This window comes from Dyadobacter sp. CY345 (assembly GCF_021502725.1).
GTDB lineage: Bacteria > Bacteroidota > Bacteroidia > Cytophagales > Spirosomataceae > Dyadobacter.
This window is the reverse complement of record NZ_JAKFFS010000002.1, coordinates 740,753-758,725: the sequence shown is the minus strand read 5'-3', so window position 1 is coordinate 758,725 and position 17,973 is coordinate 740,753. Positions and strand designations below refer to the sequence as shown.

Here is a 17,973-nt window from a genome sequence, read left to right as displayed (position 1 = left end):
AAGGGATATCAGCGCAAATTTTTGCTTTTACGGCTTATCAGATTTTATTCGATCGGCATCGATGAATCCGCAATCCGGGCTTTCCGGTATAGTATTAGTAGACTTTATTTTCAAAAAGGATTTATAAAATCCAAATCTCCACCTTAACACCAGAATTCCGATTATGGACATTTCAGGAAAGAATTTTATAGGATATTCACGCTCATCAGAAAACGAACATACTTTCAAATCGTATGTTCCGGCTCAAAATATAGAATTACCAGAAACATTTCACACCGCCACGCAGGACGAAGTTGCCCGAACGATGGAACTTGCGAGAAAAGCGTTTAATGAATATTCGCTTATTTCAGCACCTAAAAGAGCAGATTTCCTGATGGCGATTACAGAAGAAATCTTGGCCGTTGGAGATCAATTGCTGGAACGTGCACATCTTGAAACCGGGTTACCTATCGCCCGCTTGCAAAGTGAGCGCGCGCGTACGATCAATCAAATCACTCAGTTTGCTGAACTTATTCGTGAAGGATCCTGGGTGGAAGCAAGTATTGATACTGCCATTCCTGAACGTACTCCGGTTCCAAAATCTGACCTCCGGAAGATGCTCATTCCTATCGGGCCAGTCATCGTTTTTGGCTCCAGTAATTTCCCTTTTGCCTATTCTGTGGCTGGGGTAGATACCGGTCCGGCGCTCGCGGCTGGGAATCCCGTGGTCGTGAAAGCACACGCTGCTCACTTGGGCGTAAGCGATCTGACAGCTCAGGCAATCGTTAAAGCGGCGCAAAGAACCGGAATGCCGGAAGGTGTATTCTCCATGTTGTATGATGATGGTTATGAAGTTGGAGCGGCGCTGGTTAAACATCCCGCCAGTAAGGCTGTTGGATTTACAGGCTCGATAAAAGGCGGAATGGCACTTTACAAAATGGCTCAGGAACGGGACGAACCAATTTCTGTTTTTGCTGAAATGGGCAGTGTTAATCCTATCGTCATTTTGCCCGATTATCTTAAAAAAAATACGAATGATTTAGCTAAAACCTTGGCGGGATCAGTCACCCTGGGTGCTGGCCAGTTTTGCACTAATCCCGGTTTGGTATTTGTCATAGAATCCGAATCGCTGAACGAGTTTGAAGAATCATATAAAAACGAGATTTTAAATGTCGCTCCGGCAACGATGCTTAATGAGGGTATCAGAAAGAATTTTTACAAACTTCGGGATGAATTAGTGGCTGAGCCAGGCGTTGCTGAGTTGGCATATTCTGCCATTGAGTCGGGTCAGGAAAACCAGTCACAGGCTTCTGTCGCCCGGGTTAGTGGAAAGGATTTTATTGCCAATCCAAAAATTCACGAAGAAGTTTTCGGGCCGTTTTCATTGCTCGTAGTATGCGAAAATTACGAGGAATTATTATCCGCCATATCACTCTTAAAAGGACAGCTTACCGCATCGCTTATGGCCGACGTACAGGAAACTTTAAAATATCCTTCTTTGGTACAGAGCTTATCGCAAATATGCGGACGTTTCATTATGAATGGTGTTCCGACGGGCGTTGAGGTTTGCCCATCCATGCATCATGGCGGGCCTTTTCCATCTGCAACGGATGCGCGGTTCACTTCGGTTGGCCGTCATTCCATTTTACGTTTCGTTCGTCCGCAGTCCTATCAGGATTGGGACAACTCTCTTTTACCAGACGAATTAAAAAACGCCAACCCACTCGGCATTTTCAGACTGGTTAATAACGAAACAACAAAACGAGAAATATAAAACGTAGCTTTGGCTTCTTCCGGATTTTGGGAGAAGCCTTTTTTCTTAACCCAATGAACTCAGACAAAACTTTTCATATCCTGAATGGCGACGCTTTGCTGGATAATTTTCCGGCTGAGCTATTAACTGGCGAAATTATTGTAGCAAGGGAATGCCTTGTTGACGGGCCTGTTGCAGGCGAAAACTTTCAGGAATTTGCGGAAACAAGGGCCAATTTTATTCATCAGGAATATGGTGAGGACAAGCAGGCTTATTTTGAAGAAATTATGCCTGAATTCAATAAGATTCAGGCCATTCCCGTGGATTCGGAAGTTAACTTCTGGTTTGAAGACGACTTATTTTGTCAGGTAAATTTATGGTTTTGTGTCTCGCTGCTGATGCAGGTGGCGCATACTTTGAAAGTGTATATTATAAAACCAATCATTAGTGACAATCAACCTGATTGGCGTGGATTTGGGTTAATGGATAATCACATGCTGGCAGACGCCTATTTGCATAAGCATTTGCTAAATATGGACGATCTTAAACTGTTAAGCAATTTGTGGACGGCGTTTAAAAATAACGATAGTGAAGCTTTGGAGAATTTAGGTAAAATAAATTCCGATAACTTTCCATTTCTAAATCTGGTCATTCAGGCGCAGTTGGACCGAAGTAATAACCGGCCGGAAAAAGTTTTGGACGATATTATAAAAGAGAAAGAGACCACCGACTTCAATACCATTTTCAGGGAGTTCAGTAAACGGGAAGGTATATATGGTTTTGGAGACTGGCAGGTAGAGAAAATGCTTGAAAAAATTAAAAGCGATAATAATTAAAAGATAATTCGAAAGTAGAAGATATTTGAAAGAAGTCAATCAGGATTTCCTGTTGACTTTTCTTTTTACAAATAAATCATAACAACAATTATATTCGGGCTGGGTATCCAACTTCTACCAAAAAAAGCCCTTGTGCAGGCGCCTGCGCCCCGGCCTTGTTCCTATCCTGCGCCAGAATTATTTTTTCAAAGTCCTCAATACTTCTTTTCCCGACACCGACTTCCAGCAAAGTACCAACCAATCCTCTGACCATCCCCCGCAAAAAACGGTTTGCTTTAATGTTAAAAATCAGCACACCATCCTTCTCAAACCATTCTGCAACGGTAATATCACAAAGGAAATTATTGACCTGCGTATGGATTTTACTGAAACTCTCAAAATTTTTATAAACCAAAAGCAAAGCAGCCGCTTTATTCATTTTTTCAATATCCAGCGGTTTATGAAAAATATGTGATCCGTCACTGAGAAATGGATTTTTCCGTTTAATGATTCTGTATTCATAACGTCTGTGCGTGGCATCGAAACGGGAATGCGCGCTATCCTCAACATGAAAAACGCGATGCACTGCGATATCAAAAGGCAATCGGCTGTTGAGCCTGTACCTAAGCAAATCACTGTCTTTGATCTCATTTGAGATATCAAAATGGGCATATTGCTGTTCCGCATGTACGCCGGTATCTGTCCTGCTGCTGCCGACTGTTTCAATTGTTTCTCTGAGAATAAGCGTTAAAGCTTCATCCAGCAGTTGCTGAACAGAAATAGCATTATTCTGCCGTTGCCAACCGCTGTAATTTTTACCCTTATAACTGAATTCTATAAAATAACGCATGGCACAAAAGTACAAGAAAGTACCGAATCGCATTTGACAGTTCCCCGAATTATGCATTTAACAGCAATGTTATCCTCTAACGATGCCGATTTATCAGAAACAGTATAGAAATTTTGATTTTTTTTGTGATTTAAACCACCTCTGTTATAAAATATTTCGAGGTTGGCGTGAAGAACGTTAACTTTACAAATTGAAATTATTTCCAGTACTGTATGATTACGGAAGAAAAGAAAGAAGAAAAAAGCCTGAATTTTATTGAAGAGATTATTGAGGCAGACCTGAAGGCAGGAAAGTATGCGGAAATTGTAACACGTTTCCCGCCTGAACCTAACGGGTATCTGCACATTGGTCACGCTTCAAGCATCTGTCTTAATTTTGGGTTAACTAAAAAATTTCCGGGTTATACCAACCTGCGTTTTGACGATACCAACCCAACGACGGAAGATACTGAATACGTTGAAAGCATTAAAAATGATATCAGCTGGATGGGTTTCGAATGGGAAAATGAGCTTTATGCCTCTGACTATTTCGATACTTTGTACGGTTATGCCATTCAGCTGATCCATAAAGGACTTGCGTATGTTGATGATTCCACGTCAGAGGAAATCGCGACGCTGAAAGGAACGCCTACCCAACCAGGAAAAGACAGTCCTTACAGAAACCGGTCTGTCGAAGAAAACCGACTGCTTTTTGAGCAGATGAAAAATGGAACGTTTCCGGATGGAAGCCGTACCCTACGGGCAAAAATAGATATGGCGCATCAAAATATGTTGATGCGTGATCCTATTTTGTACCGTATAAAACATGCACATCACCATCGCACGGGAGATAAATGGTGCATCTATCCGATGTATGATTTTGCTCACGGACAGAGCGACGCGATAGAAAATGTAACACATTCGATCTGCACGCTGGAATTTGTTCCGCATCGCGAATTATACGACTGGCTCATTGAGCAGCTAGGCATTTATCCTTCGCATCAATACGAATTTGCGCGCCGCAATCTGAACTATACTGTGACTAGCAAGAGAAAATTATTGCAGCTTGTGCAGGAAGGTCATGTAAACGGTTGGGACGATCCACGGATGCCAACCATCAGCGGGTTGCGCAGACGTGGTTATACACCTTTCAGTATCCGCGATTTTTGTGATCGCATCGGTGTGGCCAAACGCGAAAATATGATTGATGTGGGATTGCTTGAATTCTGTGTGCGTGAAGATTTGAATAAAACTTCTCTTCGCAGAATGGTAGTCCTGGATCCTTTGAAAGTGGTTATTACCAATTTCCCTGAAGAACTTTCAGAAACTTGTGTGAGTGAAAACAATCCGGAAGATATTGCTGCCGGTATGCGCGAAATACTTTTTACACGGGAGATTTTCATCGAGCGTGAAGATTTTATGGAAGTTCCTTCAAAAAAATATTTCCGTCTGGCGCCAGGAAAAATGGTCCGTCTGAAAGGTGCTTACATTATTCAGGCAGATTCTGTTGTGAAAGATGAAAACGGAGAAGTGACCGAAGTGCATTGCACTTATATTGAAAACAGCAAAAGTGGTCAGGATACGACCGGCATCAATGTAAAAGGAACGCTTCACTGGGTTTCAGCAAAACATGGTGTTCCGGTTGAAGTGCGTTTGTATGATCGTTTATTTTCGGTTGAAAATGTTTCTTCCGAGGAAGGCGACTTCAAAGATTATATCAATCCTGAATCGCTGAATATCATAACAGGATATGCTGAACCTGATTTGCGGGAAGCGAAGCCAGGTGAATCATTCCAATTTTTACGCAAAGGATATTTCGCCGCAGATCCGGACGGAACATTTGAAAAACCAGTTTTCAACCGCACTGTAACGTTACGTGATAACTGGGCGAAAGCTGGGGAGAAATAAAACGCAGTTTGCTTTTAGCATATCCGATAATAACATTCAAAAAGAAACGTCGTTTGCCTGAAAAAGCAGACGGCGTTTCTTTTTAAAAACACTCCATATAATTAGATTGGTTTTAAATAACTCTTGCATCGTTAATGTTTACCTTTTATCTTTGTGACAGATTCAGTGTTATATAAAATGCCAGTTACAGTGAAGCATCCAAATGAATTGTTCAGTACCTCCAAAGGTTATAGTTTCCAGTGTGATAAAACTTCACGAATTGTGGTTCATTTTGGGGAAATGATTGCTTCATTTCGTATCCACGATTTTTTGAACTTCCGCCGTTTTGTAAATAATATTGATATTAAAAGCCGCTTGTTCGATCTGTCTGACGAGTCAGATTTTGAATTCGTAGAAGCTCCGCAACTTAATATCAATCAGAAACTTACGCTGTGTGAATTGATTCAATTACGTGATCTAGTCAACGGAACACACTTCGCAATCGAGTTAAATTCACTGCTTCATACCATTCTTTACGTAGAACAAGAATTAGTCTAAATAGCTGATTCCCTTCATATTAGACCAATTCCAAATTTACCTGTTCTCTTTGCATTGATGAACTTTCGTATGATATTTGTGCTTATTACCTCAAAAGATAAACACAAATTACCATGAGAGATCTACTTAGAGCACGTACTTCCTTAAAAGAAGAGATAGAAATATTATTGAATAACCAGGTTAAAATGGAAGCAGAAGCATCAGCTAAATATTTGGCTATGGCTTCTTGGTGTGACCGCAATGGTTTTAAAAACAGCGCAGCTTATTTCCTTAAACAATCCGACGAGGAACGCGGACATATGTTGAAAATTTTCAACTACATCATGACCGTTGGCGGAACTGCTGTTTCTCCTGAGGTTCCTGCTGTGAAACAAGAATTCGCTTCGTTCAGAAGCGTCTTCGAAGCAGCACTTCAAAGTGAAATCAGCGTGACACAATCAATCAACCGAATTGTTACGCAGAGCCGTCGCGAGGAAGATTATGCCACAGAAAACTTTATCCAGTGGTTTGTGAACGAACAAATTGAAGAAGAAGATAACGCGCGTCGTGCGATCGAACTTTTCGATGTAATCGGCGAAGAAGGAACTGGTCGTTACCACATCGATAAGGCAATCGTTAAAATTGGTTCAGACAACTAATTTATAGATCTTTAGAGAAGAAGGCTGTGTCACAAGATGCAGCCTTTTTTTGTGCATTTTCCAAAAATAAAACTCAAATTACTTGTTATTTAATTGTATACAATTTAATTTTACACAATAAATTATATGAGATGGAACTGTTAAAATTATCGAATCAACTTTGCTTTCCGCTGTATGCGTTGTCAAGGAAAATTACAAGCCATTACCTTCCGCTGCTCGAAAAATTAGGACTCACCTACCCTCAGTATTTGGTGATGCTTGTTCTTTGGGAAGAAAACGGAGTTTCTGTTAAGGAGCTGGGTTATAAGTTAATGCTTGATTCGGGCACCCTTTCTCCGTTGTTGAAAAAACTGGAAGATAGAGAATTGATTACGCGTAAAAGGCTGAAAGAGGACGAGCGTGTTGTTATAATTTCACTGACAGAAATGGGTGAGAAACTTAAAGAAAAAGGAGCAGAAATTCCTGAGCAAATAAAATGCAGTCTCGAACTTACCGATAAAGAACTCCGGGAAATGAGAACGCTGGCGACCGGACTGCTCGACAAGATCAATAAAATTGAAGCTGTTCATAATAATTAATCATAACTAACTTAAACCTCAACAAAATGATCAAGGCAATATATACCACCGCCGCAACGGCAACAGGTGGAAGAAATGGAAAAGTAGTTTCCGAAGATGGCATTTTAGATCTGGAAGTCCGCATTCCAAAGGAAATGGGCGGAGCTAACAACAATTACACAAATCCCGAGCAATTATTTGCAGCAGGATATGCGGCCTGTTTCGACAGCGCACTGAATCGCGTTATACAGATGAGTAAAATAAAAACCGGAACCACGTCTGTAACTGCACATGTCGGTATCGGAAAGAATGAAGCCGATGGTTTTGGATTGGTGGTTACGCTTGAAGCCAATATTCCTGGTGTTGAACAATCGGTTGCTGATGATCTGATCGCAAAAGCGCATGAAGTTTGCCCGTATTCCAACGCAACCCGTGGCAATGTTGAGGTTACTTTAAAAACCACAACAGAAGAAATTTCAGCCTAAATAAATTGTTCTTTGCAAAAAAGAGCCGTTTGCATCTCGCAAACGGCTCTTTTTTGTTTTAATAAAATAAAATTATCTGGGCGACAACAAGGAATAAATTTCTACGTCCTGAAATTTATCATTAAAATAACTGTGTTCCCTGATATACGCTTCCCTGATAAACCCATGTTTCAATACCAGCTCAGACGAGGCTTTGTTTTCCGGTTGAATAATTGCTTCAATGCTATTTAAACGCAATTCTTCGAATCCGAACTTAATAACTTCTCTAATCGCTTCGTTCATATATCCCTTGTTCCAATGTACAGGATCAAGCGAATACCCGATTTCGCCACGGTAATTCTCCTTGTTGATTCTCGGATAACCTACGGTTCCAAGCATTTTGTTTTCTCCTTTCAAGGACATTGCCCACGTGATACTAATTCCCTGCTCAAACAAAAATTCATAGTTTCTGACAAGCTCTTCTGCCTCTCTTCTCGATTGAAGTATAGGTCTGACAATATATTTCATAACCTCAGGGTTACTTCTCTGCTGAAACATTTCATCAACATCATCAATCGATATGGCTCGCAGAACAAGTCGTTCCGTTTCTAAAACTGGAAATTTTTCAAAGTTTAGAATGAGCATAGAAAATTTCTGTTTACAATTTTCTGAACATAATGTAGGCATCAACGAAGCCTAGTTCCTGGTGTTCAAACCCTTCCGGAATTGTGCCAATGATCTCAAAACCATTTTTTTGCCAAAGTTTCACAGCAACCTTATTGGTACTTACGACAAGGTTAAATTGCATCCCTTTAAATCCAAAACGCGTCGCTTCGGCTAGTGAATGTTCGCAAAGTAAATTTCCGATTCCCCTGCCTTGCGCTTTGGGATGAACCATATAGGAGGCATTAGCAATGTGTGACCCAAGGTCTACCTGATTTGGCTTGATCACATAAGTACCAAGAATTTCATCATTTTCCTCCAAAACATACGTTTCCATATTGGTCGAGAACCAATATTTTTCAAGGTCTTCCTTGGGAGTATCCGGCGCATAAACGTAGGTATCACCGGTCTGAATTACAGCAGTAAAAATTTCCCAGATTTCATGACGGTCCTGATCTATTGCTTTTCTGATATGCATAATCTGTAATTTAATATTTAATAAAAATTTCCCGCACTCGCTGCCTTTGTAAGTTACACGGTTGCTTTATAAGTATAGACCGTATATGGAAAAATAAATTGTGCCACCAACCATGAGACGAGTGATGCAATAACGATTGGTACGAATAAAATATAATTATCGGCAATCGCGCATACCAGAAAAATGGACGTTAAGGGCGCATGAATGCTTCCGCTCAACACCGCAGCCATACCGATAATGATAAAATTCAGCGCAATCAGGTTCAGATGAAAAAAGTAATTTAAGGTCAATGCAGTGATCAAACCTAAAAATGCTCCGATAAATAAACTTGGAGCAAAAACCCCTCCGTCACCGCCCGCCCCAAGTGTCACAGAAGTTGCAATAGGTTTCAAAAACAGGACAATTACAAAAGGCAAAAGGATATATAAGTCGGACGGCTGAGCGATAGAGGTCAGATTTTTTATTCCTGCATATCCCTCTCCGTAAAGACTGGGAAAGAAAAATACAAGCGTAGAAATGATCAGAGAACCAGCAAGGATTTTTATGTAATCATTTTGAAGGGACCCGAAAAATTTCTTACAAAAAAGGACGCATTTGGTTAGAAATACAGAGTTAAATCCAGCCAAAACGCCGAGTAAAATGAAATAAGGCAAGGCCTCATTATGCCATCCCGTGACGTTAAAACTGAAAACTTTTTCGTAAAAGAAATATCTTGTCAATAGGTAAGAAGTGAAGATTGCGGTAGCCAAAGCAGCCAAATGGGTCTTGTTCCGCTTTCTCGTAAAAACCTCAAAAGCAAACATAAATCCGGCAATCGGCGCGTTGAATAAAGCCGTGATACCAGCCGCCAAACCGGCGCACACGAGATCCGTCCTATATTTATTCAAATGTGCTACTTTATGACTGGATAAGGCACCGATGGAAGCCGTCGCTACCACCGTCGAAACTTCAATACCCGTTGACCCTCCAAAAATTACGGTTAAAAATCCGTTGAAATAATGTGAAGGAATTTTATAGGCAGGCAATGTTTTTCCACCTTTATTGATGGAATCAAGCACTTCCTTGATTCCTTTGTTCGGTTTATTTCTAAACAAAAAATGTCTCAGAATATGTATCGTCGTGAAGCCGATGAAGGGAAGAAGAAAAATCAAGTACTGGTTTTCAGCTAATCTATGTAAAAAATCATGCTCATAATGTTCTGTGGTAACCTTTAATGTATCGGCAACAATAGCCGAAAAAATTCCGGTCATTGCCGCAGCGGCTAGAACAGTTAGGGTCCTTCTGACTTTTTTCTGCCGATAGGATAATGTTGAACTCGTATTCATAAAAATTCAGATTCTGGTAAAACCAATAATTGAAGTGAGTAGTAAGTTATCTGTACCTGCGCTGCCAGATTTTATACCAATTTTTATTTTTTGGGTAGGAACGGTGAGAGGTCATATTGTTAACGATCAGCGCAACAAGCAGCAAAATCAAAACGCCTGATAAAACAGGACTAAGAACATAAAAATATCCCAGGCTTGTCACTTTTGCTGAACCGATGTTGGCAATAAGCGCCGTAGCACCACCGGGAGGGTGGAGTGTCTTGGTGATCTGCATCATAACAATGGAAAGCGAGACCGCAAATGCAGAGGAAAGCCAGATTTCGTTTGGAATAATGTAGTGGACGGTAACACCCACCAAAGCACAAATGACATGCCCTCCTACCAAATTCCTGGGCTGTGCCAAAGGGCTGTTGACGATACCATAAATTAAAACAGAAGAAGCCCCAAAAGAACCAATCAGGAATAAATTATCGCTTTGGGTAAAAGCATTTTGATTTAAAAGTCCAATTAAACCAATGCCTGCAAATGATCCGATGAAAGTCCAGAAATGATCCTTAAAATCAATCAGTGTCTCTTTGTAAATCACATAACGTGCAATTCTGGCATGTTTTCTTATACGTTTTCTCAAAACTGATCTAGTATATTTTTAAAAAGTATAGCTAATTATAACCATGATATATTCTTTATCGTTCGGCTAAATTCTACAAATTTTTATAATTGATCAAGTGCCTGTACAAACCGGAAACATTAATTCTGCTCAGGTATCGTTTTTGTCAAACATAAAGTTGATATTGGAAGTATAGAATTAGTCACAGTTCCGTTTTTGCATGAATTACCTTAATGAGTTTAGAAAATTTATTTCCAGCCATTACCTCTATACGGGCGTCAGGCTCACATTAGGGGCCGTAATTCCTTGCCTGATCTTCCATCATTACGGTATTTTAAGTGACCTGATCGCATTCCCTCTGGGCACGCTGCTGATTGGAACAACAGACAATCCCGGTCCGCTGCATCGTAGAAGAAATTCCCTGATGATCGCGATCGTTACCTGTTTTGTCGTCGCTTGCATCACCGGGTTTCTCCGGGATATACCTTTTCTCGCGTTCGTCGAAATTATAATCTTCGGAATGTTCTTCTCGCTGGTTGGGGTATACGGAAACCGTGCCAACAGCGTCGGACTTATTGCGCTTCTGGTTTTTGTTTTCAATATTGACAACCACATGAGCGGCGATGCGGTGCTGAGAAACGCGCTGATTTTTTCGGCTGGCGGTGTCTGGTATTTGATTCTGTTCCTCGTTTTACAAAAAATCAGACCTTATAAACTTATCCAACAGCTTCTGGGTGAGAATTTTGTAGAGCTCGGAAAACTGCTCTCAGTCAAGGCTGGCTACTATTTTGCCAAACCCGACTACGACGAATTATTCAACCAGATGATTCAGCAGCAGGTTATTCTTCGCGAGAACCATGAAACGCTTCGGGAAATATTATTTAAAACACGCCAGATCGTATCAGAATCTACGAATACCAGCCGGATATTGATGCTGATGTTTCTTGATAGTGTGGACTTGATGGAGCGAATCCTTAACTCCCAGCAAAATTATTCAAACCTTCACAGAGCGTTTGATCATTCAAAAATCCTGCGTTTGTTTGGTACATACATAACCTGGCTTGCCGCTGAACTGGAACAAATAGGTTTGTCTGTTCAAAGTGGCTTTCCTTCAAAACCGAGACATGATCTAGACGAAGCTTTCAACAAATGTCAGCGGACATTTGACAGCATCAGGGAAAGGAGTATGACGCATGAAAATGTGGAAGACTTTATTATGCTGCGGCAAATCCTGAACAGTTTGCAGGACATTACCGAACGCGTAAAAAAGCTTCACCGCGCGACACGTTACGATTCTGAGCTCAGTAAGGAGTACAATATCAACGTAGATATTGATGATTTTACGACGAAACAGGAATATAGCCCCAGAATTTTACTGGACAATCTCTCCCTAAAATCCAGTAATTTCCGTCATGCGCTCAGGGTAACGCTGGCGTTGATGATCGGATTTTTGGTATCGTTATTTTTCAGTTTTGGTCATGGTTACTGGATATTGCTGACAATCGTTACAATCATGAAACCCGCGTTCAGTATTACCAAACAGCGTAATCTGTACAGGATTGCTGGGACAATCGTGGGTGCTTTTGCAGGATTTTTAACGCTTTATCTGATCCGGGATAATACTGTAATTTTCGTGATCATGATGCTTGCAATGATTTCGGCTTACAGTTTTTTGAAAATAAATTATTTTATCGCATCTATTGGTATCACTCTATATGTTTTGCTGTGGTTCAATTTTCTGAACCCGGAACATATCACAGCAGTTTTGCAGGATAGGGTAATTGATACCGTAATTGGCTCCATTATCGCCTTTTTCGTGTCTTCATACGTGCTTCCGGTTTGGGAACATACGCAGATCAACCAGTATATGAAAGCGGCTCTGGATGCAAACAGAAAATATTTTGATAACGTATCATTGATTTTTACCGGCGTTTCCATGGACATCAATGAACTGAAACTGCACCGCAAGGATGCCATTATTGCAATGGCTAACCTGTCAGATAATTTTCAGCGGATGCTTTCCGAACCGAAAAAGCAGCAGGTAAAAATGGAAGAGCATCACCAGTTTGTCGCTACGAGCCACATGCTGACTTCATACATTGCGTCGCTCTCAACCTATGCGCAGACGGTTGGACATACGTATCTTTCTGATGAGTTCAAACCGATGATCCGGCAAATTGACCGGCAGTTTGAATCGGCCATTCAGATTATTGATAAGGAAGAAAATGCCAGTGTCGATATCATCAAGGAATCACTTCCTCAAAATCAAAAACTTCTGGCTCTGCTTGCTGCCCGTAAAAAGGAATTAAAAGAAATGGGAATTGAAAAATCAGCTCAGTCGCCGGCGAGGAAAGCATTATCGGATTTTAAAACTATCAATGGCCTGTTCGAACTTATCAGTACGATCACCATTGATGAAATTAAGATTCTTCAAAAAATTTCTATCGGCAAAGTTTAGGAATTATGCTGGCTGCAATTCGACAGCCTCCTCTTTGTTTTGCCTTGTATGAAACATCAGCACCAGAGAAACCAGCACACCGCCAAAAGCCATGCTCGCTCCTACCCATTCAGGAGAATTATAACCCAGACCGGCAGCGATTGGTAATCCGCCAAGATAAGCACCCAGCGCGTTTCCAATATTAAAACTCGCCTGACTTACCGAAGCAGCCAGCATTTCTGCTCCTTTTGCTGTATTGATCATCAACATTTGCAGAGGCGAAAGCATTGCAAAAGCAATCGCACCGGTGATAAATGTGAAGATTAGTGTAAGAATCTGGTTGCTGGAAACGAAATAAACAGTTGTTAACGAAAAAGCCATCGCAAGCAACAATGCCGCGGAAGTATAAAGCGGCGAAAACCGATCGGCTAGTCTTCCTCCGATAAAATTTCCTACAACCATTCCTAAACCTGCCAAAACCAGAATATACATGATCGAATCTTCGTTAAAGCCTCCAACTTCGGTTAATAACGGTGCGATATAGCTATACCAGGAAAAAAATCCGCCGGTACCAATGGCTATTACCAAAACAATCAGCCAGGCATCCAGTCTCGTAAAAAATTTCAGCTCACTCATAAGCCCTTTTGTATTGGTTACCGACAATGTTGGCATCCATAATTTGATACTTGTTGTCGTCAATAAACCGATTACTCCAACAATCATAAAGGTGATCCGCCAACTGATGTGATGGCCAATAAAAGTACCCAGCGGCACACCGATCAAATTGGCAATCGTTAGTCCGGCAAACATTAACGATACTGATCTGGCTTCTTTTCCCTGATCCGCCAAACGGCCAGCCACTACGGCGCCTACTCCGAAAAATGCCCCGTGCGGCATTCCTGAGAAAAATCTTGATAGAAGTAAAAGCTCATAACTGGGAGCAAAGGCAGATAACGTATTAAATACGGTGAATAAACACATCAGCAGCAACAGAATATTTTTTGGCGGTTTGCTTCCTGTGAACCCGATCAATAACGGAGCACCTACGACAACACCCAGTGCATAAGCAGACACCAGATGTCCGGCTTCCGGTATGGTAATCTGTAAAGATTTGGCGATATCAGGCAGAATTCCCATGATAACAAATTCTGTCATTCCGATGCCAAAACCACCCAGCGTAAGTGTAAGTATGCTCTTTTTCATAATTTCGTCCGATGCCCTGTTTTCTTTAACAATCTTGAATAAATCAAATTTCACTAATCTATTAAAAACTAATTTTAAAATTCGTTGATTTAATCACTCAATGGAAAACAGAAAATTAATTTTCATAGCAAAGTAACGACATGTATTATAAATGTGTTCAATTTGAACAAATGAACGATTTTTTAAAATTAGAATTGATTTAAACATTTGAAGATCAGATTAGATTTATTCCATTGAAATTAATTCACGGAAAGCAATATGGAGCAAAACAATATTTGAATGGCATAATAATTCAGTTCGAATTATTAAAATAATACAAATCTATAATCTCAAAATAATGAACATAAGATTGAATTATGCTTCTGCCCCTAATTATCTTACTTTTGGAAAAAATTTCGATTTTGTCAGTAAAATTTTGATTTCATGAATGAACTATCGGGCACGGAAAGGAGCAATATCCATCCGGGACTTGCTGTTTCCATCGTTTTAAAACAGGATCAGCGTACAGGAAAATTGACAAAAGGTATCGTAAAAGACATTCTGACGAGTGCACCCAAACATACACATGGCATAAAAGTCAGACTGGCCACCGGTGAAGTTGGACGGGTAAAAATTATCGGATAATTTCGGTTATGCTCAACCCACGGATCAGTCTTCTCATTGGTGTTATCGCGATCAGTATTTTTCCTGTTTTGGTAAAATGGGCGCCAGTCTCAGGAATTTCGTCGGCCTTTTACAGAATGTTCATCGCAGTGGTTTTTCTGCTGCCGTATGTTCTTTTCAGAAAACAACTCCAAAAACCAGATCGGTCACTTTGGCTGCCTGTTTTCATCTGCGGGATTTTATTTGGTAGTGATATCGCCATATGGAATTTATCCATCCACTATTCCAACGCAACCCAAGCCACATTACTAACCAATTTATCCCCCGTATGGGTTGGAATTGGTTCTGCCTTATTTTTAAATGAGCGTCCCGGTAAGCAGTTCTGGATTGGGACCATCGTGGCACTTTCAGGTATGATCATCCTGATGGGACCGGAAACTTTCCTACAAATGCGCTTCGACAAAGGTTTTCTGATGGCAGTCACATCGGGATTGTTATATGCCACTTATATGATCGTCAGTAAAAGGGTTTTAAACCGGCTTAACATTGTAAGTTTCATGACTTACAGCATGGCAGTTTCCAGTATTTACCTACTCATAATTTGTCTGGCAACAGGCGAGCCCTTATGGAATTTCAGTCCGGTTATATGGGGTGTTCTCAGTATCCAGGGTTTAATCTGCCAATTACTCGGCTGGCTAACAATAAGTTATTCTGTGCAAAAACTGGACGCACAACGCGTATCATTAAGTCTGCTCAGCCAATCCATTGTCACAGGTCTGCTGGCCTGGATCTTTATCAGCGAAAAAGTGTCCTTCCAAATGATCATCGGCGGAATCATCATTCTGGCAGGAATCGGTATCACTTTTATAAAGAAAAAAGCCTATTCCTAATCTTAATGGCCATCGCGTCCATTGCGAAAACCTATTGCGTCCATTGCGGTTAAACAACAGATTCACAAGTATATTCCGCCACAAGCGTCTTTATTAAAATTATCGTCACGTTCCTGACAAAAATTTATAAAGCGCAAAATGAAATTTCTTTCGTTAAGTTATCTGATTTGTTTTCTGCTTTCGGGCGGATATTGTTTTGCACAAAAAACAACAAAACAGTCGAAACCAATTCTTCAAAGCGACACAACTTCCTGGTGGAAACAGAATAATCTCCGCGTTATCCAAACCAATTTACCGGCATACGAAGCAGCAACACTGAACCCGGACTCACTGCTTAAAGATCTTGAAGACTTCTCAGCTAATACACTTCTCATCAACGCAGGAGGAATTATGGCTTTTTACCCCTCAGAACTGGACTTTCATTATAGAAATCCTTTTTTGAAAAATAACAATATGCTAAGTGATGTCGTCAAAAAATGTCACGAAAAAGGCATCCGGGTTATCGTTCGTTTTGATTTCAGCCGCGTTCAGGAAAGTATTTTTAAGGCACATCCGGATTGGTGTTATATCTCTCCAAAAGGTGAAAGAATTATTAATACGGATATGTATGTAGTTTCAATCAACGCGCCTTATGTACAGGAAAAAGCTTTCAACATTATTGAAGAAGTACTTGATAAATTCCCTGTCGACGGAATCTTCCTGAATATGCCGGGCTATCAGGTTAATAATCCATACGAAGGAAAATATCACGGAATTGATCAAAATGATTACGATAAAAAGCGATTTGCCGAGTATACCAAAGGTTTAACCCTTCCGACGGAGGAAAACAAAGCGGACCCGTTGTTTCAAAAATACCTGGAATTTAAAAAATTTACGATCGAAGACTGGTCGCATCGCCTTCATACCCTTATCAAATCGAAGAGCAGTAAAGTTGCGATTTGTACTTATATGGATAAGTATGTAGACATTATCCGCCATGAATCGCAAAGCAGTACGGTTTTACCTTACTGGCCATATACGGCGTCAGATAATGTCAGCAACGCAGTCAATTCCTACCCGAACCATGTGATCAGCAACGCCAGTATCCAGCAGATTTCTTTTCAGTCGCGGTTTAACGCCGTAGAGCCTGAAGAAGTCAGGATTCGTTTATATGAAAATATAGCCAACGGTTCCGGACTTGATATGAGCATGATGGGTGATATGCAGGGTTATGAGGATGAGCGAAATTACGATGTATTCAAAAGTGTTTATGCTTTTCACAAAAAACATGAGCCGTATTTCGGAAAATATAAATCGGTTTCAAAAATCGCAGTTATTGCGCCGGGTTCCTGGCCGAGCGGACCAACGATGCAGGAATATCGGGGAATTGTGCTGATGTTGAAAGAAGCGCATATTCCTTTTGATATTGTTGAAGACGCCCAAATCAGCAATCTCTCTGAGAAGATAAAAAATTACAAATTGCTTATACTGCCAGATATCACTTATTTGAGTAAAACGTCTTTGCAGGTTCTGAAAGAAGCCTCGGAAAACGGGACGAATATGATTGCAACGAACAAGGCTTTCTTTGATTCTCCGCAAACGCTGATGGATTTTTTCGGAGCTAAAATCGTGAACAACGATAATGATGGCAGCGGTAATTATTTACAGCCGGACAATAAATCGATCTTTAAACGATTTGACAAACAGAAGATGCTTTTCTGGAAATTCAATCTTGGAATTTATGATTTCAAAGCAGCTGATCAGACTTTCCTGCCCATTCTTGCCAAAGGCAGACCCGGACCACCTGAAATTATCGGCGGACATGATCCTGTTGGAAGTTTTGCTATGGGATTAAAAAATCATTTAAAAAGCAAAGCCGTTTTGTTGCCAATCAATATCGGACGACTTTATTATATGCATGGTTATGAGGAACATAAAAACATTCTACTGGACGTAATCGACCATATTTATCCTGCGGCTACCGGTATTATTCAGACCAGTGCACCGGCCCGGGTTGAAGTGATACTTCAAAAATATACAAAAAATTTACCTGGAATTAAGTCGGTTGCTGGTGAAAACGGTATGATACTTCACCTCATCAATCTTACGGGATTCAGCGGCAATACCTATTTTCCTCCTCTGCCAATTTATCAGATGAAATTTAAAGTAAAATCTGATTTTAAACCGGCAAAATTATTCTCGATGACTACCGGAACGGCAATCCCGTTCGTATGGAAAAATGGATTTCTGGAATTTAAAGTCGATAAACTTGAAGCATTTGACGGCATTGTGATGGACAAATAATTAAC

Annotated in this window: 17 protein-coding genes; 11 read left to right on the top strand and 6 right to left on the bottom strand. The window is 40.6% G+C overall.

Going from position 1 to position 17,973, the window contains the following annotated elements; translation table 11 throughout:
- Positions 1–163 precede the first annotated feature (163 nt).
- Together L0657_RS12915 and L0657_RS12910 are read left to right on the top strand one after the other, a co-directional pair.
- Positions 164–1,753, top strand: a complete 1,590-nt coding sequence (locus tag L0657_RS12915) for an aldehyde dehydrogenase (NADP(+)) (RefSeq protein WP_235151210.1) — start codon at positions 164–166, stop codon at positions 1,751–1,753.
- Between the two features lie 53 nt (positions 1,754–1,806).
- Positions 1,807–2,568, top strand: coding sequence for a DUF1835 domain-containing protein (locus L0657_RS12910; RefSeq protein WP_235151209.1), 762 nt, complete (start codon positions 1,807–1,809; stop codon positions 2,566–2,568).
- 88 nt (positions 2,569–2,656) lie between these two features.
- Here L0657_RS12910 and truA read toward each other — a convergent pair whose 3' ends face one another.
- On the bottom strand, positions 2,657–3,397 hold the full coding sequence (truA, locus tag L0657_RS12905) for a tRNA pseudouridine(38-40) synthase TruA (protein ID WP_235151208.1): 741 nt from the start codon (positions 3,395–3,397) through the stop codon (positions 2,657–2,659).
- A 212-nt stretch (positions 3,398–3,609) separates the two neighbouring features.
- On the opposite strand from truA, the gene L0657_RS12900 reads away from it, so the two are divergent.
- From L0657_RS12900 to L0657_RS12880, 5 genes are all read left to right on the top strand, one after another.
- Positions 3,610–5,283, top strand: a complete 1,674-nt coding sequence (locus L0657_RS12900) for a glutamine--tRNA ligase/YqeY domain fusion protein (RefSeq protein WP_235151207.1) — start codon at positions 3,610–3,612, stop codon at positions 5,281–5,283.
- Positions 5,284–5,460: 177 nt separating this feature from the next.
- Positions 5,461–5,820 (top strand): hypothetical protein, encoded by a 360-nt coding sequence (locus L0657_RS12895; protein WP_235151206.1) that lies wholly within the window; start codon positions 5,461–5,463, stop codon positions 5,818–5,820.
- Between the two features lie 113 nt (positions 5,821–5,933).
- Entirely contained in the window at positions 5,934–6,458 is a 525-nt protein-coding gene (locus tag L0657_RS12890; RefSeq protein ID WP_235151205.1) for a ferritin, read from the top strand.
- 131 nt (positions 6,459–6,589) lie between these two features.
- Positions 6,590–7,036: a MarR family winged helix-turn-helix transcriptional regulator gene (locus L0657_RS12885; RefSeq protein WP_235151204.1), complete on the top strand. Its 447-nt coding sequence runs from the start codon at positions 6,590–6,592 to the stop codon at positions 7,034–7,036.
- Between the two features lie 26 nt (positions 7,037–7,062).
- Positions 7,063–7,500, top strand: a complete 438-nt coding sequence (locus tag L0657_RS12880; RefSeq protein WP_235151203.1) for an organic hydroperoxide resistance protein — start codon at positions 7,063–7,065, stop codon at positions 7,498–7,500.
- A 72-nt stretch (positions 7,501–7,572) separates the two neighbouring features.
- Here L0657_RS12880 and L0657_RS12875 read toward each other — a convergent pair whose 3' ends face one another.
- Genes L0657_RS12875 through L0657_RS12860 form a run of 4 tightly spaced genes read right to left on the bottom strand, consistent with a single transcriptional unit; the run spans position 7,573 to position 10,573 of the window.
- Positions 7,573–8,124, bottom strand: a complete 552-nt coding sequence (locus tag L0657_RS12875; protein WP_235151202.1) for a GNAT family N-acetyltransferase — start codon at positions 8,122–8,124, stop codon at positions 7,573–7,575.
- Positions 8,125–8,137: 13 nt separating this feature from the next.
- On the bottom strand, positions 8,138–8,620 hold the full coding sequence (locus tag L0657_RS12870) for a GNAT family N-acetyltransferase (RefSeq protein ID WP_235151201.1): 483 nt from the start codon (positions 8,618–8,620) through the stop codon (positions 8,138–8,140).
- 53 nt (positions 8,621–8,673) lie between these two features.
- Positions 8,674–9,945, bottom strand: a complete 1,272-nt coding sequence (locus tag L0657_RS12865; RefSeq protein WP_235151200.1) for a chloride channel protein — start codon at positions 9,943–9,945, stop codon at positions 8,674–8,676.
- A 46-nt stretch (positions 9,946–9,991) separates the two neighbouring features.
- Positions 9,992–10,573, bottom strand: a complete 582-nt coding sequence (locus L0657_RS12860; protein WP_235151199.1) for an HPP family protein — start codon at positions 10,571–10,573, stop codon at positions 9,992–9,994.
- 199 nt (positions 10,574–10,772) lie between these two features.
- Between L0657_RS12860 and L0657_RS12855 the strand changes: the two genes are divergently transcribed.
- Entirely contained in the window at positions 10,773–13,010 is a 2,238-nt protein-coding gene (locus L0657_RS12855; protein ID WP_235151198.1) for an FUSC family membrane protein, read from the top strand.
- Positions 13,011–13,013: 3 nt separating this feature from the next.
- Here the strand turns inward: L0657_RS12855 and L0657_RS12850 are convergent, their stop codons facing one another.
- Positions 13,014–14,192, bottom strand: a complete 1,179-nt coding sequence (locus L0657_RS12850) for an MFS transporter (RefSeq protein ID WP_235151197.1) — start codon at positions 14,190–14,192, stop codon at positions 13,014–13,016.
- A 423-nt stretch (positions 14,193–14,615) separates the two neighbouring features.
- Between L0657_RS12850 and L0657_RS12845 the strand changes: the two genes are divergently transcribed.
- From L0657_RS12845 to L0657_RS12835, 3 genes are all read left to right on the top strand, one after another.
- Positions 14,616–14,816, top strand: coding sequence for a YwbE family protein (locus L0657_RS12845; RefSeq protein WP_235151196.1), 201 nt, complete (start codon positions 14,616–14,618; stop codon positions 14,814–14,816).
- An 8-nt stretch (positions 14,817–14,824) separates the two neighbouring features.
- Positions 14,825–15,685, top strand: coding sequence for a DMT family transporter (locus L0657_RS12840; RefSeq protein ID WP_235151195.1), 861 nt, complete (start codon positions 14,825–14,827; stop codon positions 15,683–15,685).
- Positions 15,686–15,823: 138 nt separating this feature from the next.
- Entirely contained in the window at positions 15,824–17,968 is a 2,145-nt protein-coding gene (locus L0657_RS12835; RefSeq protein ID WP_235151194.1) for an alpha-amylase family protein, read from the top strand.
- The last annotated feature ends 5 nt before the right edge of the window (positions 17,969–17,973 follow it).

Excerpts from the sequence above, each read along its gene's own strand:
- L0657_RS12895 (WP_235151206.1), top strand. The coding sequence starts at position 5,461 with ATGCCAGTTACAGTGAAGCATCCAAATGAATTGTTCAGTACCTCCAAA.
- L0657_RS12865 (WP_235151200.1), bottom strand. The coding sequence starts at position 9,945 with ATGAATACGAGTTCAACATTATCCTATCGGCAGAAAAAAGTCAGAAGG.
- L0657_RS12845 (WP_235151196.1), top strand. The coding sequence starts at position 14,616 with ATGAATGAACTATCGGGCACGGAAAGGAGCAATATCCATCCGGGACTT.
- truA (WP_235151208.1), bottom strand. The coding sequence starts at position 3,397 with ATGCGTTATTTTATAGAATTCAGTTATAAGGGTAAAAATTACAGCGGT.
- L0657_RS12835 (WP_235151194.1), top strand. The coding sequence starts at position 15,824 with ATGAAATTTCTTTCGTTAAGTTATCTGATTTGTTTTCTGCTTTCGGGC.
- L0657_RS12900 (WP_235151207.1), top strand. The coding sequence starts at position 3,610 with ATGATTACGGAAGAAAAGAAAGAAGAAAAAAGCCTGAATTTTATTGAA.
- L0657_RS12840 (WP_235151195.1), top strand. The coding sequence starts at position 14,825 with ATGCTCAACCCACGGATCAGTCTTCTCATTGGTGTTATCGCGATCAGT.
- L0657_RS12850 (WP_235151197.1), bottom strand. The coding sequence starts at position 14,192 with ATGAAAAAGAGCATACTTACACTTACGCTGGGTGGTTTTGGCATCGGA.
- L0657_RS12870 (WP_235151201.1), bottom strand. The coding sequence starts at position 8,620 with ATGCATATCAGAAAAGCAATAGATCAGGACCGTCATGAAATCTGGGAA.
- L0657_RS12890 (WP_235151205.1), top strand. The coding sequence starts at position 5,934 with ATGAGAGATCTACTTAGAGCACGTACTTCCTTAAAAGAAGAGATAGAA.
- L0657_RS12915 (WP_235151210.1), top strand. The coding sequence starts at position 164 with ATGGACATTTCAGGAAAGAATTTTATAGGATATTCACGCTCATCAGAA.
- L0657_RS12880 (WP_235151203.1), top strand. The coding sequence starts at position 7,063 with ATGATCAAGGCAATATATACCACCGCCGCAACGGCAACAGGTGGAAGA.
- L0657_RS12910 (WP_235151209.1), top strand. The coding sequence starts at position 1,807 with ATGAACTCAGACAAAACTTTTCATATCCTGAATGGCGACGCTTTGCTG.
- L0657_RS12885 (WP_235151204.1), top strand. The coding sequence starts at position 6,590 with ATGGAACTGTTAAAATTATCGAATCAACTTTGCTTTCCGCTGTATGCG.
- L0657_RS12855 (WP_235151198.1), top strand. The coding sequence starts at position 10,773 with ATGAATTACCTTAATGAGTTTAGAAAATTTATTTCCAGCCATTACCTC.
- L0657_RS12875 (WP_235151202.1), bottom strand. The coding sequence starts at position 8,124 with ATGCTCATTCTAAACTTTGAAAAATTTCCAGTTTTAGAAACGGAACGA.